At 64.7% G+C, this 25,224-nt stretch carries 25 protein-coding genes; 17 read left to right on the forward strand and 8 right to left on the reverse strand.

Features of this window, described 5'->3' with window-relative positions; translation table 11 throughout:
* Positions 1–59 precede the first annotated feature (59 nt).
* The 5 genes from GFY24_RS24835 to GFY24_RS24855 are packed head-to-tail and all read left to right on the forward strand — an operon-like array spanning position 60 to position 5,037.
* Entirely contained in the window at positions 60–1,517 is a 1,458-nt protein-coding gene (locus GFY24_RS24835; protein ID WP_228566617.1) for a form I ribulose bisphosphate carboxylase large subunit, read from the forward strand.
* A 16-nt stretch (positions 1,518–1,533) separates the two neighbouring features.
* A complete protein-coding gene (locus GFY24_RS24840; protein ID WP_153807498.1) occupies positions 1,534–1,956 on the forward strand; it encodes a ribulose bisphosphate carboxylase small subunit in 423 nt (140 codons plus the stop codon).
* Between the two features lie 26 nt (positions 1,957–1,982).
* A complete protein-coding gene (locus GFY24_RS24845) occupies positions 1,983–3,029 on the forward strand; it encodes an AAA family ATPase (protein WP_309231292.1) in 1,047 nt (348 codons plus the stop codon).
* 16 nt (positions 3,030–3,045) lie between these two features.
* Positions 3,046–4,122 carry a class 1 fructose-bisphosphatase gene (locus tag GFY24_RS24850; protein ID WP_153807499.1) on the forward strand — a complete coding sequence of 359 codons (1,077 nt, stop codon included), beginning with the start codon at positions 3,046–3,048 and terminating at the stop codon, positions 4,120–4,122.
* 36 nt (positions 4,123–4,158) lie between these two features.
* The gene (locus tag GFY24_RS24855; protein ID WP_153807500.1) at positions 4,159–5,037 is read left to right on the forward strand and encodes a phosphoribulokinase; all 879 of its coding nucleotides are present in this window, start codon (positions 4,159–4,161) and stop codon (positions 5,035–5,037) included.
* Between the two features lie 73 nt (positions 5,038–5,110).
* Here GFY24_RS24855 and GFY24_RS24860 read toward each other — a convergent pair whose 3' ends face one another.
* Positions 5,111–5,713, reverse strand: a complete 603-nt coding sequence (locus GFY24_RS24860; protein ID WP_153807501.1) for an HdeD family acid-resistance protein — start codon at positions 5,711–5,713, stop codon at positions 5,111–5,113.
* Positions 5,714–5,738: 25 nt separating this feature from the next.
* Entirely contained in the window at positions 5,739–6,506 is a 768-nt protein-coding gene (locus tag GFY24_RS24865) for a YoaK family protein (protein ID WP_153807502.1), read from the reverse strand.
* Positions 6,507–6,644: 138 nt separating this feature from the next.
* Between GFY24_RS24865 and GFY24_RS24870 the strand changes: the two genes are divergently transcribed.
* Both GFY24_RS24870 and GFY24_RS24875 read left to right on the forward strand, forming a co-directional pair.
* On the forward strand, positions 6,645–7,811 hold the full coding sequence (locus tag GFY24_RS24870) for a thiolase family protein (protein WP_153807503.1): 1,167 nt from the start codon (positions 6,645–6,647) through the stop codon (positions 7,809–7,811).
* A 14-nt stretch (positions 7,812–7,825) separates the two neighbouring features.
* Entirely contained in the window at positions 7,826–8,704 is an 879-nt protein-coding gene (locus tag GFY24_RS24875) for a DNA glycosylase AlkZ-like family protein (protein WP_309231293.1), read from the forward strand.
* Positions 8,705–8,758: 54 nt separating this feature from the next.
* Here GFY24_RS24875 and GFY24_RS24880 read toward each other — a convergent pair whose 3' ends face one another.
* Positions 8,759–9,238, reverse strand: coding sequence for a helix-turn-helix domain-containing protein (locus GFY24_RS24880; protein WP_153807504.1), 480 nt, complete (start codon positions 9,236–9,238; stop codon positions 8,759–8,761).
* A gap of 101 nt (positions 9,239–9,339) precedes the next feature.
* On the opposite strand from GFY24_RS24880, the gene GFY24_RS24885 reads away from it, so the two are divergent.
* The 4 genes from GFY24_RS24885 to GFY24_RS24900 all read left to right on the forward strand — a co-directional run bounded on the left by GFY24_RS24885 (position 9,340) and on the right by GFY24_RS24900 (position 13,692).
* Positions 9,340–10,734: an MFS transporter gene (locus GFY24_RS24885; RefSeq protein WP_309231294.1), complete on the forward strand. Its 1,395-nt coding sequence runs from the start codon at positions 9,340–9,342 to the stop codon at positions 10,732–10,734.
* Positions 10,735–10,855: 121 nt separating this feature from the next.
* Complete coding sequence (locus GFY24_RS24890; RefSeq protein ID WP_153807505.1) at positions 10,856–12,001, forward strand: serine hydrolase; 1,146 nt, start codon at positions 10,856–10,858, stop codon at positions 11,999–12,001.
* A 30-nt stretch (positions 12,002–12,031) separates the two neighbouring features.
* On the forward strand, positions 12,032–12,451 hold the full coding sequence (locus GFY24_RS24895; RefSeq protein WP_153807506.1) for an NUDIX domain-containing protein: 420 nt from the start codon (positions 12,032–12,034) through the stop codon (positions 12,449–12,451).
* A gap of 119 nt (positions 12,452–12,570) precedes the next feature.
* Positions 12,571–13,692, forward strand: coding sequence for a nitronate monooxygenase family protein (locus tag GFY24_RS24900; RefSeq protein WP_153807507.1), 1,122 nt, complete (start codon positions 12,571–12,573; stop codon positions 13,690–13,692).
* Between the two features lie 41 nt (positions 13,693–13,733).
* On the opposite strand, the gene GFY24_RS24905 is transcribed toward GFY24_RS24900, so the two are convergent.
* Complete coding sequence (locus GFY24_RS24905; RefSeq protein WP_153807571.1) at positions 13,734–14,948, reverse strand: RNA-guided endonuclease TnpB family protein; 1,215 nt, start codon at positions 14,946–14,948, stop codon at positions 13,734–13,736.
* Between the two features lie 236 nt (positions 14,949–15,184).
* On the opposite strand from GFY24_RS24905, the gene GFY24_RS24910 reads away from it, so the two are divergent.
* The 3 genes from GFY24_RS24910 to GFY24_RS24920 all read left to right on the forward strand — a co-directional run bounded on the left by GFY24_RS24910 (position 15,185) and on the right by GFY24_RS24920 (position 16,990).
* Positions 15,185–15,682 carry a hypothetical protein gene (locus GFY24_RS24910; protein WP_153807508.1) on the forward strand — a complete coding sequence of 166 codons (498 nt, stop codon included), beginning with the start codon at positions 15,185–15,187 and terminating at the stop codon, positions 15,680–15,682.
* Between the two features lie 265 nt (positions 15,683–15,947).
* On the forward strand, positions 15,948–16,730 hold the full coding sequence (locus GFY24_RS24915) for an HNH endonuclease family protein (RefSeq protein WP_153807509.1): 783 nt from the start codon (positions 15,948–15,950) through the stop codon (positions 16,728–16,730).
* 35 nt (positions 16,731–16,765) lie between these two features.
* Positions 16,766–16,990 carry a hypothetical protein gene (locus GFY24_RS24920; RefSeq protein ID WP_153807510.1) on the forward strand — a complete coding sequence of 75 codons (225 nt, stop codon included), beginning with the start codon at positions 16,766–16,768 and terminating at the stop codon, positions 16,988–16,990.
* Between the two features lie 67 nt (positions 16,991–17,057).
* Here the strand turns inward: GFY24_RS24920 and GFY24_RS24925 are convergent, their stop codons facing one another.
* Positions 17,058–17,507, reverse strand: coding sequence for an SRPBCC domain-containing protein (locus GFY24_RS24925; protein WP_153807511.1), 450 nt, complete (start codon positions 17,505–17,507; stop codon positions 17,058–17,060).
* A gap of 127 nt (positions 17,508–17,634) precedes the next feature.
* Between GFY24_RS24925 and GFY24_RS24930 the strand changes: the two genes are divergently transcribed.
* Together GFY24_RS24930 and GFY24_RS24935 are read left to right on the forward strand one after the other, a co-directional pair.
* A complete protein-coding gene (locus tag GFY24_RS24930; RefSeq protein ID WP_309231295.1) occupies positions 17,635–18,165 on the forward strand; it encodes an NUDIX hydrolase in 531 nt (176 codons plus the stop codon).
* A gap of 226 nt (positions 18,166–18,391) precedes the next feature.
* Positions 18,392–19,771, forward strand: coding sequence for an aminotransferase class V-fold PLP-dependent enzyme (locus GFY24_RS24935; protein ID WP_309231296.1), 1,380 nt, complete (start codon positions 18,392–18,394; stop codon positions 19,769–19,771).
* 921 nt (positions 19,772–20,692) lie between these two features.
* On the opposite strand, the gene GFY24_RS24940 is transcribed toward GFY24_RS24935, so the two are convergent.
* On the reverse strand, positions 20,693–21,235 hold the full coding sequence (locus tag GFY24_RS24940) for a hypothetical protein (RefSeq protein ID WP_153807512.1): 543 nt from the start codon (positions 21,233–21,235) through the stop codon (positions 20,693–20,695).
* Positions 21,236–22,562: 1,327 nt separating this feature from the next.
* Positions 22,563–23,120, reverse strand: coding sequence for a TetR/AcrR family transcriptional regulator (locus GFY24_RS24945; protein WP_309231297.1), 558 nt, complete (start codon positions 23,118–23,120; stop codon positions 22,563–22,565).
* Positions 23,121–23,159: 39 nt separating this feature from the next.
* Between GFY24_RS24945 and GFY24_RS24950 the strand changes: the two genes are divergently transcribed.
* On the forward strand, positions 23,160–24,401 hold the full coding sequence (locus GFY24_RS24950; RefSeq protein WP_153807514.1) for a KasA/KasB family beta-ketoacyl-ACP synthase: 1,242 nt from the start codon (positions 23,160–23,162) through the stop codon (positions 24,399–24,401).
* Positions 24,402–24,414: 13 nt separating this feature from the next.
* Here GFY24_RS24950 and GFY24_RS24955 read toward each other — a convergent pair whose 3' ends face one another.
* Complete coding sequence (locus GFY24_RS24955) at positions 24,415–25,104, reverse strand: phosphatase PAP2 family protein (RefSeq protein ID WP_194853011.1); 690 nt, start codon at positions 25,102–25,104, stop codon at positions 24,415–24,417.
* Positions 25,105–25,224: the final 120 nt, after the last annotated feature.

The following is a 25,224-nucleotide window of genomic DNA, read 5'->3' on the forward strand; positions in this document are numbered from 1 at the left end:
TCGTTAACACTGCCGTCATCCTGGGAATCGCAAGTGGCCCAACCCGGTTCGCAGGAGGAATGATGGTCGTATCCGATGATCAGGATGGCACCCGCGGCCGGTGGGATCCAGGCGTGCAGTCGTATGCGTCGATGGGATATTACGCGCCCGACTATGAACCCAAGGACACCGATGTGCTCGCGGTGTTCCGGGTGACGCCTCAGAAGGGGGTCGACCCGATCGAGGCGTCCGCAGCCGTGGCGGGCGAATCCTCCACCGCGACATGGACCGTCGTGTGGACCGACCGCCTCACCGCGCACGACCGCTACCAGGCCAAGTGCTACCGCGTCGAGGAGGTGCCGGGCCGCCCGGGGGAGTACTTCGCCTACGTCGCATACGATCTGGACCTCTTCGAGGAGGGGTCGATCACCAATCTCACCTCCTCGGTGATCGGCAATGTTTTCGGCTTCAAACCACTGCAGGCATTGCGCCTGGAGGACATGCGAATTCCCGTGGCATATGTGAAGACCTTTCAGGGTCCACCGCACGGAATCGTTATGGAACGGGAATACCTGAATAAGTACGGACGCCCACTGCTGGGTGCGACGGTGAAACCGAAACTCGGTCTGTCGGCCCGCAACTACGGCCGCGTGGTGTACGAAGCCTGTAAGGGCGGACTCGATTTCACCAAGGACGACGAGAACATCAACTCGCAGCCGTTCATGCGCTGGCGCGACCGCTATCTCTTCGCTATGGAGGGCGTGAACCGCGCCATTGCCGATACCGGTGAGCTCAAAGGGCATTACCTCAATGTCACCGCCGCCGATATGGAGGACATGTACGAGCGCGCGGAGTTCGCCAAATCGCTCGGCAGCGTGATCATCATGATCGACCTGACGGTCGGCTACACCGCCATGCAGTCCATGTCCAAGTGGGCGCGGCGCAATGGCATGCTGCTGCATCTGCATCGCGCCGGGCACTCCACGTACACCCGGCAGAAGACGCACGGCGTGAGCTTCCGGGTACTGGCCAAGTGGTGCCGGTTGATCGGTGTCGATCACCTGCACGCGGGCACCGTCATCGGCAAGCTCGAGGGTGATCCGCACACGGTCAAGGGTTTCTATGACACGTTGCGGGACAACCACATTCCGGCGAATCCACGCAATGGCATCTTCTTCGATCAGGATTGGGCGAGCCTGCCCGGCGTCATGCCGGTGGCGTCGGGCGGTATTCACGCGGGCCAGATGCATCAACTCCTGGACCTCTTCGGTGATGACGTCTGCCTGCAATTCGGTGGCGGCACTATCGGGCACCCCATGGGTATCGCCGCGGGCGCGCAGGCCAATCGCGTCGCCCTCGAAGTAGTTGTCAAGGCGCGCAACGAAGGTCGCGACCTGCTCAAGGAAGGCCCGGATATCCTGCGCCGCGCCGCCGAGACCAATCACCCCCTCGAGGTCGCCCTGGCCACCTGGGGTGATGTCACCTTCGAATACACCTCCACCGACGCGCCCGACGCCGTCCCGACAGCCACCCACTGAAAGGCGGTGAACCGCAATGCAACTGCGTCACGGAACCTTCTCGTACCTGCCGGATTTCAGCGATGCCGATATCGCGGCACAGGTGCGCTACGCGCTGCTCAACAATTGGCCGGTCTCCATCGAATACACCGACGATCCGCATCCGCGCAATGTGTACTGGGAGATGTGGGGCCTGCCGCTGTTCGACCTGGACGAACCCGATGGCGTGCTCGCCGAGATCGACGCCTGCCGGGCGACCTTCCCGCGCCACTACATTCGCCTCACCGCCTACGACGCCACCTACGGCCGCCAGACCACGGCGCTGAGCTTCCTGGTGCAGCGACCACCGGATGAGCCCGGCTTCCGTCTCGATCGCACCGATGCCGCCGACCGCAGTCAGCGCTACGGCTACCACCCGTACGCCCTGGACCGACGCCCCGGCGAACGTTACAGCGGCTGAACGGATTTCGGTCCGGGAGGGCTATCGTGAGCACACCGCATCCCGCCGTTCCGGGCGGTCGCGCACCCGCGGCCGACCGCGCGGGCAACGGGTTCCACATGCACCGGCCCGGGGCCATGAACGCACCGTCGCGCGGATCGGCTGCCGAGGGTTCCGGTCCGGAGGATGCGGCCGATCACCTGGCGGACGACGCGCTCCTGGACCTGTCCACCGATATCGCGGGCAAGGATGTCGAGGACACTCTCGCGCGTCTGGATGCCGAACTCATCGGCCTCGCCAATGTGAAGCGACGGGTGCGCGAGATCGCGGCGCTACTGCTCATCGACCGCGCCCGGCAGCGCTTCGGCCTGCAGGCCACCCGGCCCACCATGCATATGAGCTTCACCGGCGGGCCGGGCACCGGCAAAACCACCGTCGCCCTGCGCATGGCCGAGATGCTGCATTCGCTCGGCTATATCCGGAAACCCAAGGTGCACACGGTGACCCGTGACGACCTGGTCGGCCAGTTCATCGGGCACACCGCACCCAAGACCAAGGAAGCCCTCGCCAAAGCCGCCGGGGGAGTCCTGTTCATCGATGAGGCCTACTACCTGTTCCGGCCGGAGAACGAACGCGACTACGGGCAGGAGGTCATCGAAATCCTGCTGCAGGAGATGGAGAACGAACGCACCTCTCTCGTAGTCATTTTCGCGGGCTACCCGGACCGCATGGACACGTTCTTCTCCGCCAATCCGGGCCTGTCCTCACGCGTGGCGCATCACATCGAATTCCCGGACTACACCCATGACGAACTCCTGGCCATCGCCGAGCTCATGGTGACCCAGGAGAACTTCCACTTCGATGCGGCTGCCACCCAAGCCTTTTCGCAGTACCTGCGACTGCGCATGGTCCGCCCCCGCTTCGCCAATGCCCGCAGCGTCCGCAATGCCCTGGATCGCTGCCGCCTGCGCCAGGCCAAGCGCCTCGTGGAATTGCACCGGCCACTGAGCCGCACCGATCTGATCACGTTGACAGACAACGACGTCTACGGCAGCAGCGTGTTCGCCTCCCCCGCGGAGGTGCCGGCCACGTGAGGAATTGAGAAGCGGTATGCCCGAAGGTCTGAAAACCCTGACCCGCTACACCATCGAGCAGGAGCACCGGCATCCCGGATCGTCCGGGGAGTTCTCGGCGCTGCTGAATGTGCTCGCCACCGCCACCAAGATCATTGCGAATCAGGTGACACGGGGAGCCATCGTGGGGTCGCTCGGCGCATATGAGGCGGACAATCTGCCGGTTACGGTGCATCGGAAGATGGATGCCATCGCGCACGACATCATGGTCGCCGAAAGTCAGTGGAGTGGGCCGCTTTCGGCGCTGGTGTCCGAGCAGATGAGCGGGTTTCACGCCGTGCCGACCGAAGTCAGGCGCGGGAAGTATCTACTCGCCTTCGATCCCCTGGACGGGTCCAGCAATATCGATGTAAACCTGCCTGTCGGAACGATATTCAGCGTACTGCGCGCTCCCGAGGACGGCCGGGCCGCCACCTCGGAAGACTTCCTGCAACCCGGTGTACAGCAGGTGTGCGCGGGATTCACCCTCTACGGGCCCGCCACCATGCTCGTGCTCACCACCGGCAATGGGGTGGACGGGTTCACGCTCGACCGCGAGGTGGGCGCCTTCGTGCTCACCCACCCGCGTATGCGAATCCCGGACGACACTTCGGGTTTCGCCATCAACGCCGCCAATGAACGGTTCTGGGAGCGACCCGTGCGCCGCTATGTCCACGAATGCCTGCAGGGCGTCGAGGGCCCGCGCGGACGGGATTTCAATATGCGCTGGGTCGCCTCACTCGTCGCCGACACCTTCCACATCCTGACTCGCGGCGGGCTCTACATGTATCCCCGCGATACCCGCAATCCGCAACGCCCCGGCCGAGTTTCGCTGCTCTACGGCGCGAGCCCGATCGCCTTCATCGTCGAACAGGCGGGCGGCGCCGCCATCACCGGACACGAGCGGATTCTGCAGGTACAGCCGGGTGAGCTGCATCAGAAGATTCCGTTCATCTTCGGATCGCGCAATGAGGTCGAGCGCATCGAGCGCTATCACTCCGAACCCGAGGAGGGGCCGAGCTTCGACGCCTCACTGTTCGGATCGCGCTCACTGTTCCGTTCGGCCGGGCGCTGAGCCCGAAATTCGTTGTCCGGCAATCGAGGAGGTGCCATGTCGGTCAAACATCCGGTGGTCGCGATCACCGGGTCGTCCGGTGCGGGGACGACCAGCGTCACGCGAACCTTTCAGGAGATCTTCCGCCGCGAGGGAATCAATGCGGTACTCGTGGAAGGGGATTCGTTCCATCGCTTCGACCGCAATGAGATGCAACTGGCCATGGCCGAGGCGGAGCAGAATCGCAATCTGCAGTTCTCACACTTCGGGCCGGAGGCGAACCTGCTCGGCGAATTGGAGACGCTCTTCCGCGATTACGGCGAAACCGGGGTGGGGGCCGTCCGCAGATATCTGCACGACGAGGGCGAGGCCAAACCCTATGGGCAACCGCCGGGGACGTTCACGCCCTGGGAGGAGTTGCCGCCGGGCAGTGATCTGCTGTTCTACGAGGGCCTGCACGGCGCGGCCACCACCGAGGGTATCGATGTCGCCCGGTATACCGATCTGCTGGTCGGGGTGGTGCCGATCATCAATCTGGAGTGGATTCAGAAGGTCCATCGGGACAAGACCGAACGCGGATACTCCAGCGAGGCGATCATCGACACCATCCTGCGGCGCATGCCGGATTACGTGAAGCACATCTGCCCGCAGTTCTCCCGAACCTATGTGAACTTTCAGCGCGTGCCGACCGTCGACACCTCGAATCCGTTCACCGCCAGGACGATTCCCACCGCGGACGAGAGTTTCGTGGTGATTCGCTTCGCCGATCCGAAGGTGATCGACTTCCCATATCTGCTGTCCATGCTGCACGATTCGTTCATGTCGCGGCCCAACAGCATTGTGGTGCCGGGCGGGAAGATGGATCTGGCCATGCAGCTCATCTTCACTCCGCTGATTCTGCGGCTGATGGATAAGCGACCCAAGCGGCTGCGCTGACTGAAAACCATTTGGGCACAAAATAATCCGGCGACCGCCCCAAAGGACGGCCGCCGGAGTGAACGGGTGGAGACTACAGCCCCGCGGGCACGTTCTTCGCGCCACGCCTGACCTGGAACGCGCTGAAGATCTCCATGATGCCGATGAAGATCAACCACCAGCCGACCACCAGGGTCAGGGTGAGCAGCGAGGTGAACGGGGCCGCGATCAGCCAGCCACCACCGATGACCAGCATGATGCCGAAGAAGATCGCCCAGCCGCGGCCCGGCATGCCGTCCCCGGAGATGCCGACGATCAACGACGAGACGCCGCGGAAGATCCAGCTGATGCCGATCCAGATGGCCAGCAGCAGCACCGCGGTGGCCTCACCCTTGTCCCGCCAGTCGTGGAAGCATAGGAAACCCAGGATGAGCGTCAGAATCGCGCTGATGAAGGCCAGGATTCGCATACCCGCGCTCAGGTGCGTACCGAAGGCCGCGATGAGTTGGAAGAAACCGGACACGATCAGATAGACGCCGAAGAGGACGCCCGCCACGAGCAGCGTTTTCCCCGGCCAGGCCAGGATCAGGATACCCAGCACCACCGAGAGGATGCCGGTGACCAGGATCGATTGCCAGGCGCTCCGGGCCAGAGCATGCACCGGCCCTTCGTTAACTTCCTCTTTGCTGGTTGTCATGTTTCGGAGAATATGCCCAGGTATGTCAGTTTTCTGTGAATTTGCTCGGTGTGGTGTCAGGTTGTGATGTGGTGCATGCGCCGTCGGTTCGGCGATTCTTCCCGCGACGGCAGTACCGCACATCGGCCCGCCAGGTATAGACCGCGACCAGCGCCGAGCCGACCACGGCCGCATCCAGCATGTATTCACCGGAGACCGGAATACTGACCAGTCCGCCGAGGAGTGCGCCGAGTGCGAAAGATCCGTATTGCACGGCATATCCGGCCCAGTCACGCACCGAGCCGCCGCCGGCCAGATGCCGCTCCACGCCTTGCGCGAGCTTCACCAGCGTGCCGGTGACATAACTGACCGGAATCGACACCTCACCGTTCTTCACGAACGAGGTATTCAGCGCGCCCATTCCGAACGCCACCGCCAGAATCGGGATCAGCCCGATGCCGCGTTCACCGGCGATGCGATCGGCGACCGCGGCGACCAGCAGCGCCAGGGTGGTGAGCATGGTCGCGCCGTGCGGATGATTGGTCCACCAGTAGCGGCGGCACATCGAGGCTACGAAGACGCCCACTACGAAACAGGCGATGAGCAGGGCCGCACCTGCCGCCAAGGTGTGGTCGCCGGCGAAGTTTCCGATAATGGCGCGTTCGGTATTGCCGGTCATGAAGGTGACGAAGTAACCCGCGGAGTGCGCGTAGGCGGCCGCGCCGATGTATCCGGCCAGCATCGACAGGACCGAGGACAGACGGGTCTCCAGATTCCAGAAAGGGCCTGGTGAAACGTCCTCGGTGGCGGTCATGGCAACAGGCTAGCAACCGAATCTGAGGCGCTCCGGCAGTTCGAATACGACGCGAACGCGGCGCCGCGACGGTGCGGTACAGTACTGATGTTAACCGGAATTCACATCCGGTAGGCAGGTACGAACAAGGAGAAGCCCATGACCTCCGCCGTCATTGTCGACGTCGTCCGCACGCCCTCCGGCAAGGGGAAATCCGGTGGGGGACTATCGGAAGTGCATCCCGCGACACTGTTGTCCGGAGTTCTCGAGGCGCTCATCGATCGCACCGGCATCGATCCGGCACTGGTCGACGATGTTATCGGCGGTTGCGTCACCCAGAGCGGTGAGCAGGCCTTCAATATCGCCCGCACGGCTGTGCTGGCGGCCGGTTTCCCGGAAGCGGTGCCCGCCACAACCGTCGACCGCCAGTGCGGATCTTCACAGCAGGCCGCGCACTTCGCCGCCCAGGGCGTGATCGCGGGGGCCTATGACGTCGCGATCGCGTGCGGCGTGGAGTCCATGTCCCGGGTGTCGATGTTCTCCAATGCACAAGGTAAGGACCCCAATCGCGGACCGATCGCGCACCGGTATCCGGACGGGCTTGTGCAGCAGGGGATTTCGGCCGAGGTCATCGCGGCGCGCTGGAAGTTCGATCGGTCCGCGCTGGACGAGTTCGCGGCGCGGTCGCACCAATTGGCAGCTGCCACCGCGGCTTCCGGCGGATTCGACAATGAGATCGTCGCGGCGGGCACGCTGACCGCCGACGAGACGATCCGCCCGGCAACCGCGGTCGAGGGCCTGTCCGGACTGAAGCCCGCCTTCGCGGATGCCGAATTCCAGGCTCGATTCCCCGAAATCGAATGGTCCATCACCCCGGGCAACTCCTCGCCGCTCACCGATGGCGCATCCGCCGCGCTGATCATGAGCAAAGAGAAGGCCGCCCAGCTCGGGCTGAAGCCGCGTGCGCGCTTCCACTCGTTCTCCGTCACCGGTGATGATCCGCTGCTCATGCTGACCGCGGTCATTCCGGCCACCCGTAAGGTCCTGGATCGAGCGGGATTGAGCATCCGCGACATCGACGCCTACGAGGTCAATGAGGCCTTCGCTCCGGTGCCGCTGGTGTGGGCGCGGGAAGTCGGCGCGGACCTCGCCAAACTGAACCCGCGCGGCGGGGCGATCGCGCTGGGCCATCCGCTCGGCGCTTCGGGCATGCGTATTCTCGCCACCATGCTCAACCACCTGGAGCAGACCGGCGGCCGCTACGGCCTCATGACGATGTGTGAGGCGGGTGGGCTCGCGAACGCCACCATTATCGAGCGCCTCTGACGGTCGGTAGGCCCGTGCCTGCGCCGCTCACACCCGAGATCGCGGCCGGCGTGCTGTCGCTGATGGGTTCCGCCCGGACGTGGGAGAAGCCTTCCTGGACAAAGAATTTCGGGGCGACACCGCAGGATATAGCGGCACTTGTCGACGCGGTGGGAGAGATCCTCGACGGATCGGTGCTGACGCGCGATGAACTGGTGTCGGCGATCGTCGCCGAACCCCGGTTCCATCCCCTGGAAGAGCAATTGCGTTCCGGCTGGGGCGCATTGCTCAAACCACTGGCCTGGCAGGGCGCGCTGTGTCACGGCCCCGCCGACAGCACCTCGGTAACCTTCGCCAGTCCAGCGCGGCTGATTCCGGCTTGGAAGGGGATTCCCGAGCCCGATGCGGCCGCACCCGAGGTCATTTCGGCTTATCTCGGGGCATACGGCCCGGCGAGCCCGGAGACGTTCGATGCCTGGCTGTCTCGCGGCAGCATCCGCAAAACCACGCTGCGGCAATGGTTTTCCGACATGGGGGACCGGCTCACCGAAGTCGACGTGGAAGGCCGCCGGGGATTCGTGCTCACCGAACACGCCGACGCGCTCGCCACCACCGCACCCGCACAATCCGTGCGGCTCCTGGGTTCGTTCGATCAATATGTCCTCGGCCCCGGAACAGGCGATACCGCTCTACTCTCCGCCGAACATCGGGCCAAGGTCAGCCGCACCGCGGGCTGGATCTCCCCACTCGTCCTGATCAACGGCTGGATCGCCGGCACCTGGGAGATCGTGGACACCGACCTCATCGTCTCGATGTTCGACGATGCCCCCGCACCACTATCGGAGCTACAGATCGAAGCCGCGCACCTGGCCCGCGCCGTGGGTACCGCACCACTGACGGTCTCCGCCAAGTAGTCCCACACCGTGGGTCATCCCGGCATGCTTTTGGCCGGGATCCACACGGTAGGCTCACTGACCGCCGGTCGGCAGCAGATCCGGTGTGCGCGCACCCGGTCCTGATTGCAGGCGAATGTCTCGGGTGTGCATAGTTTCCCCGCACTCCGAGCACACCGGTTGGACCGTCATGACGTGCCCGCAGGTTTTGTGGACGGACTCGATCGGCGGACCGTCCGGCGCGGCCCAGGTATCGCCCCACTGACGCATGGCGGTGACCACGGTCCAGAGCGCACGGCCCTTGTCGGTGAGCCGATAGTCGTACCGGACCGGGTTCTCCTGGTATGGCTCGCGGCTCATGACGCCCTGTTCCACCAGGTGTTCCAGTCGCTGGGTGAGGACATTGCGGGCGATGCCGAGGCGGGTGCGGAAGTCGTCGAAGCGGGTGATGCCGAAGAGTGCGTCGCGGACGATCAACAGCGTCCACCATTCGCCCACGACCTCCAGGCATTGGGCGATGGAGCAGTTCATGTCCTCGAAGCTGGTTCGGCGCATGACCCGAGCATAGTCGGTTGCTTCAAAGAACTCACTAGGACTATGGTGCGTTTCATGATGCAACTCACTGGCCTGCCCGGCCGACCGATGGGGGAGAGATCGTGAATACCGTTGTGGTGGAGCAGGACCGGCGGACCACCGATGGGCGGGTGGTGCTGGGTATCGTCGCCGTCGGCATCCTGCTGTCCAGCCTGGATCTGTTCATCGTGAATGTGGCGCTGCCCAATATCGCCACCGACTTCACCGGATCGAAGATCTCCGGGCTGTCCTGGGTGCTGAACGCGTATGCGATCGTCTTCGCCGCGCTGCTGGTGCCCGCCGGGCGGCTGGGTGATCGCAGTGGCAATCGCACCACCTTCCTGACCGGGCTCGGCCTGTTCATTCTCGGGTCCGCACTGTGTGCGCTGGCCTGGAATGTGGGTGCGCTGGTGGCGTTCCGGGCGTTGCAGGCCATCGGCGGCGCGCTGCTCACCCCGGCCTCGCTCGGATTGGTGCTCGCGGCGACGCCGCCGGAGCGCCGGGCCATGGCGGTGCGGCTGTGGGTCGCGTTCGGTGGACTCGGCGCGGCACTGGGTCCGGTACTCGGTGGGCTGCTCGTCGAAATCGATTGGCGCTGGGTGTTTTTGGTGAACGTGCCGATCGGGATCGTGGCATTGGCGGTCGGCTGGCGGCTGCTGCCGAATCCGGCCGGTGACGGCGGCGCACTGCCCGACATGTTCGGCGCGCTCATGCTGGTCGGCTCGGTCGCGACGCTCATTCTCGCGATCGTGAAGGGTGAGGATTGGGGTTGGGGGTCGGCCGGGGTGATCGGCGGACTGGTGGCCGCGGTCGTGCTGGGTATCGCGTTCGCGCTGTCCTCACGGCGGCATCACAGCCCGGTCGTGGATCCCGCACTGCTCCGATTGCCGAATTTCGCTCTGATGCTGGGTAATTCGCTGCTGTTCAATATCGCCTTCGCGGGCATGCTGCTGTCTGCGGTGCTGTGGGCGCAGAACGTGTGGGGTTGGTCGGCGCTGCAAACCGGACTCGCCATCGCGCCCGGACCGCTGGTGGTGCCGATCGTGGCTATCCTGGCCGGGCGACTGATTGCCCGCGTCGGTGTGGGGCCGGTGATCGCGCTCGGCGGTGTACTGTTCGCGGCCGGAATCCTGTGGTGGGCAATCTCTGTCACCCTGACGCCGAATTTCGCGGGCGGAATGCTGGGCGGAATGCTGCTCACCGGCCTGGGCGTCGGTTTCACCCTGCCGACGAGCATGGCCGCCGGGACCGCCGGATTGCCGCCGCAGCGTTTCGCCACCGGATCGGCGGTGCTGAGCATGGCCCGGCAGCTCGGATTGGCCATCGGTGTAGCGGTTCTCGTCGCGGTGGTGGGCTCTCCGGTCGGGCCGGACGCGACGCTGGAGGCGTTCCAGCGCGGCTGGTACGTGATCGCCGGTGCCGCGCTCGCGGCCGGAGTCGTCGGCTTGGCGGCGCGACTACCGCGCCCGACTGCCTGAAGTCGGCCGAGCGGCACCCGCGCATCCGACCGGAGGTGGGTGTCGCCCGGCCGACTTCTCAGGGCCGGTCTCAGGGGTAGTCCCGATGTTCAACCGCAGCCCCGGTGCCTACCGTCGAATCATGCGAATCATGCCGACCGTGACCGCCTTGGCCGCCGTGCTCGCGGTGGCGGGCTGCTCGAGTGTGAGCACCGACAGCTCGCCCAAGCTCGTCACCACGACTCCGATGCAGGTGTCACCCGTCCGGGTCGACCAGGTGCGCGGCGATATCGACGCACTCGTGCGCTCCGGTATCCCCGGCGTGATCGCCACCCTCACCGAAGGCGGTCAAACGGTGACGCTCACCGCGGGTGTGGCCGACCGCGCCACCGGTGCGACGATTCCGATGGCCCCGGCACAACAGGTCCGGGTCGGCAGCATCTCCAAGACCTTCACCTCCGCGATCATCATGCAGTTGGTGGCGGAGAACAAGATTCGCCTCGACGACTCCATCGACACCTACCTGCCCGGCCTGCTCACCGGAGACGGTGTCGACGGCCGCAACATCACGGTCCGCCAGCTACTCCAACATCGCAGTGGTCTACCGGAATTGACCGACGACCCCGAAATCGACGAGTACCACGCGGGATTGGCGGGCCGCACCTACACCCCGGCGCAGGAGATCGCGATCGCTCTGCGCCGACCCGCGAAATTCGCCCCCGGCACGAAATACGTCTACACCAACACCAATTACATCGTCGCCGGAATGCTGATCGAAAAGGTCACCGGCAGAACCTATTCGGAAGAACTGACCGGGCGCATCACCACCCCGTTCCACCTGGCCGACACCTACCTCCCGGCCTCCGGGGACCGGGATATCCGCGGCCCTCACCCGCACGGCTACACCACCATTGACGGCGCACTCACCGATGTAACCCGCTCCGAACCCTCCGTCGCCTGGACCGCGGGCGCAATCGTCTCAACAGGCGCCGACCTGAACCACTTCTACCAATCTGTCGTCTCCGGCCGGATAGTCCCGCCTGCCCAACTCGACCAAATGCTCACCGGCACTCCCATCCCCGATACCACCTTCAACTATGGCCTGGGTATCGGGAACACCGAATTGACCTGCGGCACCCAATACTTCGGCCACACCGGCGGCATAGCCGGCTACACCACCATCACCGGAGCCACCAAGGAAGGCCGAGCCGCCACCATCGCCATGACCGGCACCCCCGAAACCAACCCCGACATAATGACCCTCATGTCCCACGCCCTCTGCCCGTAACCCACGTGTGCGCTGGCTTAGGCTGCGGGGATGCGGACGGAGCGGCGGCTGATCGACACTGTGGCGTGGGTGCGAATCGAGGGTGGGCGAATTCTCTGCGCGCGGCCGAAGGGTAAGGACGTCTTCTATATCCCGGGCGGTAAGCGTGAGGGGGCGGAGACCGATCTGGAGACGCTGGTACGGGAGATCGAGGAGGAACTCACCGTCGCGCTACTGCCGGAATCCGTTGCGCACGTTGGCACTTACGAGGCTGCGATTCCGGATGCCGTGGTACGTATGGCCTGCTATATCGCCGACTACTCCGGCACGCTCGCGGTCAGCAGTGAGATCGAGGAGATGGCCTGGTTCACCTACGCCGATCGCCCGCACGTTCCTCCCGTCGATCAACTGCTGTTCGACGATCTGGTGGCGGACGGTCGCCTCGCTGACCGGCCCGATCTCGACAACTAGAACATGTTGTTGACAGCTACCAACCGGCGGTCGTCGAGAGACTGGTCTGAATGTAGAACATGTTCTAGTGTGATGGGCAGAACATTCCAGTGCCGGGAAGTTAGAGGAGCCCCCACCACATGCGTACCGAGATCTGCGACCGCCTGGGCATCGATGTACCCATTTTCGCGTTCACCCATTGCCGCGATGTGGCCGCCGCGGTCAGCAATGCGGGTGGCCTGGGCGTGCTCGGCGCGGTCGGCTTCACCGCCGAACAGCTCGAGGTCGAACTGGCCTGGCTCGACGAGCATGTGCAGGGTGTGTACGGCGTCGACCTGGTCATCCCCTCCAAGTACGAGGGCAAGGGCGTCGAGGGCCTGACCCCCGCGGAGCTGGAAGCCCAACTGGCCAAGCTGGTTCCGCAGGGCCACCGGGATTTCGCCGCGAAGATCCTCGCTGATCACAATGTCCCGCAGCTGCCCGAGGACGAGCGCCCGAACCAGCTGCTGGGCTGGACCGCCACCACGGTCGCGCCGCAGATCGAGGTAATCCTCAAGCACCCCAAGGCCAAGCTGGTCGCGAACGCGCTGGGCACCCCGCCCGATGACGTGATCAAGCAGATCCAGGACTCCGGCCGCCTGATCGGCGCGCTGTGCGGTTCGGTCAAGCACGCCCTGAACCACAAGAACGCCGGACTCGACTTCGTCGTCATGCAGGGCACCGAGGGTGGTGGCCACTGCGGCGAGGTCTCCTCGATGGTGTTGTGGCCGCAGGTCGTCGACGCCATCGGCGATATGCCCGCGCTCGCCGCGGGTGGCATCGGCAACGGCCGTCAGGTCGCGTCCGCGCTGGCCATGGGCGCGCAGGGCGCGTGGACCGGTTCGCTCTGGCTGACCGTCGAGGAGGCCAATGTGCCGCCCGCGCAGATGCAGACCTACATCGACGCCACCAGCAGCGACACCGTGCGCTCGCGGTCCTGGACCGGTAAGCCATGCCGCATGCTCAAGAACGACTGGACCGAGGCGTGGGAGCGGGAGGACACCCCGAACCCGCTCGGCATGCCGCTGCAGATGATGGTCACCATCGACGGCGTCAAGCGCGGCCACAAGTACCCCGAAGCCGCCAAGGACGTGAACTTCAACCCGGTCGGCCAGGTCGTCGGCCAGCTGAACAAGATCGAGCGTTCCGCCGACGTGGTGCAGCGCCTCATCTCGGAGTACCTGGAGTCCTGCGAGCGTCTGAACAAGCTCAACAACCAATGACCTCCTCCCAGCGCTGAATTGCGCAAGGATTTCAACACCGCTCAGGCGGGTTGGTGCACGGCCCCTCGCGGGGGTGCTGGTTCCTGCTTCACCGACCCGCCAGACGGCTGGAGGTCTCCACAGGCTGTGACCGACAGCCCGTCGGCCAGAATGTTCTTCGCAGCATTTACGTCCGCGTGCTCGCGATGACCGCAGGCGGTGCATCGAAATACCGCTTGGCTCTCACGGGATTTCGCGTCCACGACATGACACTCCGAACACCGTTGTGACGTGTAGGCGGGCGGAACTTTCACAATCCGACAACCCGTACGTCGAGCAATATTGTGTAGAGCCAGCTCTATGACATGCCAGCCTTTGTCGAGGATGGCACGATTGAGGCCCGCCTTTTGCGCGACGTGACTACCTGGCTCGGATAGGGTGCCACGAGCCGACCTGGTCATGTTCCGGATGCGGAGGTCTTCGATCACCACGGTGCCATGTCGCGTACCCAGGCGGTACGCGGCGACGGCGGCAAAATCCTTGCGCCGGTACCGTTCTCGGCCTTTGATTCGTCGCATGGCCGCTCGCGTTTTGTCTCGATTCACAGACTTCTTCTGTTGCCGCGCAAGTCGCTTCTGGAGCCGCCGGTATCGTTTGCGCTCGCCCAGCGTGGAGAACTTGCGGTCGAGAAGATTGCCATCCGAGCAAGCGACGGCCACCACCACACCACGATCCACCCCAACTGCCGACACGCTGGCATGGCTCTCAGGTGTGGTTGCGCCGTCCTCGATCAGGAAGGATACGAACCAAGCGTCACCGTCGCGAGACACCGTTGCCGACCGGACCTGACCATCGAGCGGGCGTGAGAATCGGAAACGCACCCAGCCCAGCTTCGGTAGTTTCACACGCCCCCATCTCCGGTTCAGACGTTCAATGCGGAGCTTGGCGCCCTCTGGGAGACGAAACGATGGCGACCATCGATGCTCTGCGCGCCAATGCACTCGGAATGTTCCCCGTTCCCGACATGCCCGGTCCAGATCCCGCAATGTCTGTTGCAGGCTTTGCGCCGGAGCCTCTGACAGCCAACTGAATTCGTCCTTTGCCTCCGTCAACTGCACACACTGTGGCGCGTAGTTCATGAAGGCACCGCGCTTGCGGTACTCACGCCGCTGCTCGAGGCCTATGTTCCACACTGCCCGGCACGCAGCCCCAATAGCTTCTGCGGTATGAGTCTGTTCATCCGTGAACTCCACCCGGTACTTTCTCCCGATCAGCATGGGCAACTCACCACACTCTTACGACTGCTCGCAGAGTGCAGTTCGTCAGTCGTCGGCAGAGGCCACACTTCGCGCTGATCATGTGCGAAACGGTATCCACAGAATCGCAACTATGTTCGAGTTCTGGTAATCCGGCCCTGAATCGCCCGATTCGATGCGCGCGTCGGCATGGCGGAGGCAAGCACCTTTGCTGTCGGCGCGACGTTTTCGTTACTTCCGCTATTACCGTGGTCCTCATGTCGAGGATCGAACGTCTGCTGCGCGCGGCGTATTACGGCCTGCTCTCGCTCCCGGTCGCGTTCGCCGACACCAGTGTTCGTGCCCGCGTGACCAGGCGCGTATTTCGTGAACCCTTCGAACTCGAATCGCCCGGCCTGTGGCGGGCCGCCGCGCATACCGTGCTGGCGGCGGCCACCGCGTTGCTCTCGTGGTTCGCACTGTTCCTGGCCCTGGTCGGGGCGTTGCGCGGTGTGGCCTACCCGCTGATCGCGGCGCATGATTATCAAAATTCGTGGGGTGGGCCGACATTGGCGGGTGCGTGGGCCGTGCATGGCCTTCTCGGTGTGGGGCTGCTTCCGCTGTGGATTCTGTTGCTGGCCGGTTTCGGTGCCGTGCAACGTCTACTCACCGCGCGCCTGCTCGGCCGCCTCGGTCCGTGGTGGCCGATTCCAGCCGCGGTAGTCCTATCCGCCGCCGGGGCACTGTTTTTCATAGCCTGGCTGCATCAGACCTGACCTCCGCCGCGCCCGTACTCGGCGTGTTCTGCGGGAATGGCTGCGGCGCAGTTGTTCTCGATCTTGCCGTGGCCCACCATGGAGACAGCACCGCGTTCGCCGACCGCCTCGGTCGTGGGGCACAAATGTGACCCGCGTCTCCGAACCGCCGGTGCGACTTGCCGTTTCGGGTCGAGGATTGCGACGGTGTTCGGGATATGTTGCAAAGAGAGCTATCGCGCCCCCGGAAACCGATACTGCCCCAGGGTTTTGCGGCAGGTGCGGCATGAGTAAGCCATCCTTCCCACGCCTCTCGCGCAAGAGCGTGTCCACCTTGGTCGGACTGTTCCTGACGCTGGCGCTGGTTGTCGTCTATGTCCTCCTCGACCACAAGAGCGGCACCGACAGCGGTCACCCCGATCCTGCCGCCACCCCTGCCGCCGACGGTAAACAGGTCGCCGCATTGGTGGCGAAACTCGCTGTCGCGGACGAACTCCCGATGACCGGTTACAGCCGGGAGAAGTTCCCGCACTGGGATACCAATCCGCCCGCGCACGGGTTCGGTCAGACATACGCGCAGTACGCCAAATGCACGACTCGCGATGTGATGATGCTGCGCGACTCGGTCGGCGCGGTCACCCTCGACGCGAAAACCTGTGACCTGAAGGTCGGTAAAGACGGCGGGTGGAAAGACCAGTACGGCGTACTCGACGCGAAGACCGGAAAGCTCAAGCCGTACAAGTTCATCACCGACCCCGCAGGCGTGGATGCCGAGCACATTGTCCCGCTGGCCGAAGCCTGGCGTTCCGGCGCCGCCAAAATGGATGAGGACACCCGCCGGAACATCGCCAACGACGCGATCAATCTCATCGCATCGGATCCCTCGGCGAATAGATCAAAGGGCGATCAGGATGCCGCGCACTATCTTCCGCCGGGAAGCTTCCGGTGTGGCTATATCGACCACTATCTCCAGATAAAGATAAAATACAACCTGACCGTTGATCCCGACGAGCGCACAGCACTGCGTACCGCAGTCGACGACTGCGTAAAACAAGGAGGGTTCAGATAATCGACGTCATCGAAATCCCCGCCGCAGCAGCCGTCATGACCCAGGAGGAAGGGACGGTGTCGGGGGCGCTCGATGTCGCCGTCGACGAGGCGGGAACCGCTCTGGTTCGCTACCGCGACACCGACACCTGGTACACCATCGGAAATCTCGACGATCGCCCGCCCTTGCGGTGGGCAACCGTCGATGACCTGGTGCAAGCCATCGAAGCCGGCCAGGGAATGCGGGACGCCGCCGGCAATACGATTCCGTTCGAGGCGTAATCGATCAGCGCTTATCCATCGGTTTCGATGGATAAGCGCTATTTCGATTTCGGCGCAACGGCTTTCGTCAGCCCTGTACTGCCGCGAGCGCCTCGGCGCGCTTCTTCAGACCGTCGGTCATACCGCCGAATCCCTTGCGCATCGCACCGCCGAACAGGGTGCTGACCACAATGCTCAGCGGACCGTTCAGCTCGAAGTGCGAGGTGTACCGAGTACGCCCGTCCTCCAGCGGGATCACATTGTGCTGGCGCAGGCTGTTCAACATACCCGGTACAGGCTTCATTTGGTAGCTGAATTCCTTGCCCGGAGTGTGGGTTCGGATGAATTCGCGCTGCTGGCGCGGCTTGGAGCCGAGAAGTTTCACCTGCATATCGATCGGGGTTCCGGGCTCGAGGGTGGTCTGGCAGGAGGGGACGAAGGGGTTCCACTCGCCGTACTTGGCCACATCGGTGAGCACCTGCCACACCAGGTCGGCGGGCGCGTCGATCTCCACGCTGTTGTCGATGACAAGGGTCATGGGGGAACCATACTGAAACGAGTTCTAGGCGTCCGGGCGAGTACCCGAATCGGGCAGCGTCGTTCGGAGAGCTTCGCAGCACTCCACGGCCCCAGCCGATTACACCGCCTCGAGCTACGGTCGAATCGTGACGCTCGCCGACCGGTACCCCCTGCTGCACGCTCCCGCCCGCTGGGAATGGGGCGGCCTGGATGTCCAATTCTCCACCGACCTGCCACCTGATGAACTGGTCACCAATATCCACGTCATCTGCTTCGTCGGCGACGAAATCGTGCTCTGCCGCGACAGCCGCGATATCTGGCTCGTCCCCGGCGGCACCCGCGAGGAATCGGAGTCGGTGCGTGACTGCGTAATCCGCGAACTCCACGAGGAGGCCGGAGCCGAACTCCTCGGCCCCATCCACTGGTTCGGTGCCCACCACGCCATCACCGACCGCCCGACCCCCTACCGCCCCTGGCAACCCCACCCCCGCAAAGCCTGGCTCTGGTGCACCGCCGACGTCCGCCTCACCGGTGCCCCCACCAACCCCGACGACGCCGAACAAATCCTCGAAGTCCGCACCTTCCCCCTCCCCGAGGCCCTGAACCGCGCCGCCACCGACGGCCCCCACATGCCCGAACTCCTCACCCTCGCAGCCGAACTCCACCACACCCGCTGATCCGGCCAGGCCAAAGCCGCGGATAAGATCGTCTCCGCTGCCCGACCGCTCCACATCTCGTGTTTGTTCGCATTTCGGTAATGCCCACCGCATCAGCGCACCCACGACAAGAAGGAGTATGGGAGAGCGGCCTGCTGGAGCGCCGTGATCCCGACCGACGATGGCCGAAACACCTGTGCCCGTTCACATGACCGCCGAGGAGTTTCGCCGTCACGGGAGGGCTGCGGTGGATTGGATCGCGGATTACTGGGGACGAGTGGAATCGCTGCCGGTGCGGTCTCAGGTGCCACCGGGGTGGGTGCGCGAGCAGTTGCCGCCGGCACCGCCGCAAGCGGGTGAGCCCTTCGACGCTGTACTGGCGGACCTCGACACGATTGTGGTTCCGGGACTGACGCATTGGCAGCATCCAGGATTCTTCGCCTACTTTCCGACCAGCACCTCGGGCCCGGCGGTGCTCGCGGAATTGCTCGCGTCCGGGCTGGGCGTGCAGGGGATGTTGTGGCAGACCAGTCCGGTGTGCACCGAGTTGGAACAGCACGTACTCGATTGGCTGGCTGGAATGCTCGCGTTGCCCGAGAAGTTCACCTTCGCGGGCACCGGGGGCGGTGTCATCCAGGACTCGGCATCGAGCGCGATACTCGTGGCGCTGGTGGCCGCGTTGCATCGGATCTCGGGCGGTCAGGTCGCCCGCGACGGGATCGAGCGCGGTCGCTATGCGGTGTACACCTCGACGCAAGCGAACTCCGCGCTGGAGAAGGGCGTGCGGATCAGCGGTCTCGGCACATCGTCGATACGGTTCATCGAAACGCGCCCGGATCTGTCGATGGATCCGGACGTGCTGCGGGCGACGATGAAAAGGGATGTGGCGCAGGGTATTACCCCGGTCATGGCAATGGCCACGGTGGGTACCACCTCCACGGGCGCGGTCGATCCGGTCGAGTCGATCGGGCAGATCTGCCAGGAATTCGGGGTGTGGCTGCATGTGGATGCGGCCTACGCCGGAGTGGCCGCGGTGTGCCCGGAGTTTCGGTGGATTCATCAGGGGGTGGCCGCCTACGCCGATTCGTATGCGACCAACCCACACAAGTGGCTGCTCACCGCATTCGACTGCGACGCTTGCTATGTCGCCGACCGGGAGGCACTGGTGGGTGCGCTGTCGGTGCTGCCGGAGTATCTGCGTAATACCGCGACGGACGCGGGTGCGGTCGTCGACTATCGGGACTGGCAAGTACCCCTGGGGCGACGGTTCCGAGCGCTCAAACTCTGGGCGGTTCTCCGCTGTTACGGGGTCGAGGGTTTGCAGGCGCACCTGCGGCACAGTGTCGCGCTGGCACAGCAGTTCGCCACATGGGTGAGTGCGGACGAACGCTTCGAGTTGATGGCCCCGCATCGGCTGTCACTGGTCTGTTTCCGGCTTCGTGGGACCGATGAACCCAATCAGCGCTTGCTCGAATCGCTCAACGACTCCGGGCGGATCTATCTGTCCCACACCGTGGTTCATGGCGTGTTCACGCTTCGTCTGGCGATCGGCGGCACAGCCACCCGGTTCGAGCATGTCGCCGCCGCCTGGGATCGGATCAGCCGGAGCGCCGTCGTCGGCGGGTGAGGGCGCACTCGGTGGGAGCAGCCCGATCCGCCGTTGTCCGAGCTCATGCAGCACCATGACCGCGGACGACCGGCGGGGGCTCGCCACCGTGCGGAGGCTGGGTGCGGTGTCACCGACGAAGCGTTCACACACGCCTTCGTGCGCCGCGTACACCGTCGCGAGTGCGGCCCGCAGCCGTGCGACCCCGGGATGCGTCGAAGGACTTACCATGCCGTACCGGCATTGCCGCAGCGCCGCGACCAACGCACGATGATCCGCCGACAGCAGTCCGCTGAATCCTGCCGAGACATGGGGCGGCGTCATCAGTGGTCGTATCTGCTCCCGATAGAGGGTGGGGCTGAAGTTCGCGGTGATGCGCAATGTCGCGGCGCTGGAATGGAACAGAGCGGCGGCGATATCGAGGCCCGCGGTGGCGGCGATGGGGATTCCCAGGCGTTCGTGCCGGCAGGCGTGGCGCAGGGCCACCGTTGTCATCTGAGTCAGGACCGCGAAGAGGCGGTGCCCCTGCACCCACCAGTCCAGCGCAGTCCATGGGATGTCGGCCGGCGTGGCCGGCATCCACATCAGAGATCGGAAGACCTCAGGGGGCATCGCGGCAGCCAACCCAGCGAGTAGATTCGGTTCGTGCCGGGGCGGGATCTGTGCGGCGAGTTGGGAATTGAGCTGCGGAAGGCTGCGCGTCAAGGCCGTCCGCCACAGGCTGGCGGGATCGGCCGAGACGCGTTGGATGCCGAAGAACCTGTCGTGCTCGGCCTCACCGGTGGTGATCGGATCGGCGTCTGCGCCCGCGAGCGGTCCGCTGGAGTCCGGCGACCACAACCCTGTCATGGTGTTCGGCAGCATTCCAGGGTTGACCAGCCACACCGGTTCGCGGATCGGTCTGCGCGAATTGTTGCTCATTCCGAGCGGTGCGCGGGTCGATCAGAATATGGAAAGCGTGCCGGTCAGTGTGGCCTTGGTGAGACCTGGACAGGATTGGCCCGATGGCGTCACCGTGTTGTCGTCCACTACCGGATGGCCGACATTGTTGCCCGTGAGAATGGTGATCGGGAAGGCGCCGTGGCCCGCGCCGGCGGATTTGCTCTGCACGTTCACCCCGGCGGAGATCTTGCTGGTGGAACCGTCCGACCAGGTGATTTCTCCGGTACCGGAGTGCACCGAAACGTCGCCGTCACAGGATACGAGTTCGGTTCCCTTTTCGGTCAGGCGGACCGGGGTCGGGTGTCCTTGATCGACGGCCGGTCCGGTGCAATTGGTGAAATCGATCCCGGCATTCCATTCGATGGTCGCGGGCTCGTTGCGTATTCCAGGGGCAGCCCACGACACCGTCCCCGACTCCTGACAATTCATCGTCGCCTGTGGCGCCGGAATGGGCAGTGCCGCACCGTGGGTGATCAGCGGGGGCGCGGCGAGCAGGACGCCGAAGACAGCGACGGTAGCGGCCAAGCGGTGACTCGTAGACAAAACATGTCCTTTCCACCGGGGAACAGATTCGGACGGCTCGGTACAGCGCTGAGGCACCGGTTTGCGCCGGTGCATGCCGAAGAACGTCCCGCCCCGTGGGTCTACGTGGAATCCTCGTCGTCGACCGCGCCGGGGAAGGGTTGTCGGAAGGCGAAATAGACCAGAGACAATTACGTTAACGCGCCATCCGCCGCGCGATGGGTAACGACGCACGGGACGATTTCATCTGCTCGAGGACAAGACGGCGAATTTGAACACTCCGATTGCTCATCCCGGGCTCCTTTGCGTTGCGATGCACCGCGGCCGAATTCTCGATGCCGCACGGCTTCCGATATCGAGCCGCCGGGCGGATTCCCGGATCGCCGCTGCCGCGCTAAGGTAACCCGACCGGACCCGTCTGCGACGGTACTGGGCACACTTCCAATGAAGTACACCGCCGCCGCGGGCTACCCGAGATCCGCCGGTGCCACCGGCACCGAGGTGTGCCCGAAGTGCCCGGTACGGGACAAATTGAGGACCAAAGACCTGTACACCAAAATTCCGATGCCCCTTGCCATTCCAGACTCGCGAGGGGTTGGATGCCGTCCAGTCTGGAGGCAGTTCCCGTCCCTTGATCGACGTCGTGGCGATATCGCGGGATTCGGCGGCAGCGGCTCCGATCTCGGCGTGCGATACCGGGTCTTATCGAGAATCAGTCGGCGTGACAGGTGAGGTCGGTCGCGGGGAGCACCGTCGCGAAGATAAGTCTCACCGGCCTGGCTCACACAACTACTCGGGGCGATGAAGGCTACATCGACCTCGGGGTGAAGCGCTCACTGCGACAAGGGAATTCAACTAGAATCGGGGCGATGAGGCGGGGTGTGGCGGTCTTTGCGGTGACTATTGGGGTTGTCGCAGGGGTGGGCGGGTGCCAGTCCGGTGGGGATTCGGTGGGCAGTGGGGCCACTGCGCCGAGTTCTACTGTCAGTCGGCCGGTGGATACGACGCCGGTGGCGGCGGTTTGGGCTGTGCCGCAGGCGTTTCTGGGGAATTGGGTGGGGACCGTGAGTGGGGGTGCGGGGGCGTTCGATCTGGTGTTCACCATCAAATCGGGGAAGGGGGGCGAGGAGGTGGTGGATGTGGTGAGTGTCGCGAAAGGGTCCGGCAATCGGTGCGTGAGCATCGGGCGGATGGTTTTTGGGTTCGAGAATGAGCTGACATTCGCATTTCGACTGACCAGTGGGGTGGGGTGCGATGACAGTGGGGCGCTGGCTACGGTGGGGCTGCACGCGGATGGGGCGGCCGGTTACAGCAGTGAGCGGGCCAGCGGGACGTTGACCGGGACGCTTCAGAAGAGCTGATTCACCAGGAGATTGACCGATCGGGTGATGCGGTCGGTGTCGCCGGTGATCCACCAGTCCATGATCACGCCGCGCATACCGGAAATCATGAGGGTTGCCGCCGCTTCGGGATCGGCGATCGACGGGTCTATGCGCGCGAGGGTCTCGGTCATGGCGGAGATGAGTACCTGGATCGCGTCGGTGGCGTAGGCGGTGAAGGGACTGCCGGGGACGGTGGCCGCGCCGAGGACCTGAAGCAGGACCCGGATGCTGATCGAGGCGGTGCCGGTGGTGTTCAACGTAAAGGATTGGCCCAGGCGGGATTTGAGGACTTCGGGGTCGTCTATGCCCGCGAACAGGGCGGGGATGTCGGGGCGCTGGGTTTCCAGGGCCGCGACCAGCATCTGTTCCTTGGTGCCGAAGTAGTGGATGAGCATGCGGGAGCTGGTGCCCAAGTACTCCGCAAGGGGGCGCAGGGAGAGTTCGGCCAGGCCGCGGTCGGCTATGTAGGCGATGACGCCGTCGAGGAGTTCGGCGCGGCGGGCGTGGTCGAGGGGGCGGGGCACGGGTTGACTGTAGCGGACGGTACAGGTATTCATGTCGACATGGGTGTAGCAATTGGTACAGAAACTCGCGGTGTCGTGGTGACCGCCATGGCGGTCACCACCTGCCTGGGTCCCGATCTGGCGACGACCTGGGAGCGACTGCTCGCGGGAGACAGCGGAATCGGCACGCTTACAGATGATTTCGTGACCGAGCAGCAGCTGCCGGTGCGCATCGGCGGGCGTTTGACCGATCAGCCGGGGGAGCAACTGACCCGAATCGAGCAGCGGCGGATGTCGTTCGTGCAGCAGCTCGCGCTGGTGCTCGGGCGGCGCGTCTGGCAGGAGGCCGGAACACCCGAGGTCGAGGCCGAGCGGCTCGCCGTCGCGGTGGGGACCGGGCTGGGTGGCGGCGACGCGCTGGTGCACGCGGTGGATGCGATGCGAGCCGGCGGCTATCGCAAGGTGCCGCCCATGACGGTGCCCATGGTCATGCCGAACGGGCCAGCCGCGACGGTCGGATTGGAGATCGGCGCGAAAGGTGGTGTGTACGCACCGGTTTCGGCGTGTGCATCGGGTGCCGAGGCCATTGCGCACGGCTGGCGGCTGATTGCGGCCGGCGAGGCCGATGTGGTGGTCGCGGGTGGCGTCGAAGGGCATATCGATGCGGTGCCGATCGCCAGTTTCGCCATGATGCGGGCCATGAGCACCCGCAATGACGAACCTGCCCGCGCTTCACGACCTTTCGACAAGGACCGCGACGGATTCGTCTTCGGGGAGGCGGGGGCATTGCTGGTGCTGGAGTCAGAGGAACACGCACGGGCGCGGGGTGCGCGGATTCATGGGCGGGTACTCGGGGCGGGCATTACCTCGGACGGGTATCACATCACCGGGACCGCACCCGACGGTGATGGGGCGGCGCGGGCCATGCGCAAGGCGATCGGCTCAGCGGGGTTGAGCGCCAAGGATATTCAGCACGTCAACGCGCATGCCACCTCTACGCCGGTCGGGGACGCCTCCGAGGCCAATGCCATCGGGGCGGTGACCCCGGACGCCTCGGTGTATGCACCCAAGTCGGCGCTCGGACATTCCATCGGCGCGGTCGGGGCGTTGGAGGCGATCCTCACGCTACGGACCCTCGAGGATCAAATCGTCCCGCCCACTTTGAATTTCGAGCAGGGCGATGCCGGGACTGCGTTGGATATCGTCGCGCGTGCGCCGCGCCGCCAGACCCTGGATTACGCGCTGAGCAATTCGTTCGGCTTCGGCGGCCACAATGTCACCCTCGCCTTGGGTCGCGCCTGACCCAGGGCGCGAATCAATCCGGCGCGACCTTCGACAGCACGGCGTGAGCGCGCTCGGCGATCACGGGCCGGAAATGGAAGCACAGGCTCAGCCAGAGTGCGCCGAAGATCCATCCGGCCAGCACATCGGTCGGCCAGTGCACGCCGAGGTACAGCCGGGACACCCCGACTCCCGCTGCGAACAGGACGGTCACCGCCAGTACGAGGCTGCGCCAAATGCCGTGCAGCAGTGGCAGTAATACCGCCGCGACCACCACGCCCACAACAACGGTCGAACCCAGCGCATGCCCGGACGGATAGGAGTGATTGGTCTCGACCACCATCCGGTCGATCAGCGGCGGGCGCGGGCGAGCGATCAGCAGTTTTCCGAAGAACACCAGCGCGCCCGCGCCCAAAGCGGTGAATCCCACGAAAAACGCTGTCTCCCAATGCCTCCACCATGCCAAACCCGCGCACACGACCACCCCGAGCACGGTCATGGTGGCGGTGTCGCCGAGCGCGCTGATCCCCTTGGCGAACACGGTCGCCGTGCCATTGCGGTGGTCGATGAACCACTGCAGCATGCTCGCGTCCGGTCCGAGCGGACCCGGATGCACCAGCACCGCGACCGTGAGCCCGAGGACTATCAGGCTCAATGCCGCGAGCGTGCCGAGCACGCCGGGACTCGGCAGGTGTGGCTGTGTCGGCACAGACGAGGACTCCATTTGCTTTGCGGTAACTGCGGACGGCATCCCACGACCATGGCACGTTTCGCCTGAGAAGATGTTGAGAACCTGGATCGGCGGCCGGACGTTCCGCATCCGCCGACCCGCGATCGCGACAAT

Source organism: Nocardia sp. SYP-A9097 (assembly GCF_009649815.1).
Lineage (GTDB): Bacteria > Actinomycetota > Actinomycetes > Mycobacteriales > Mycobacteriaceae > Nocardia.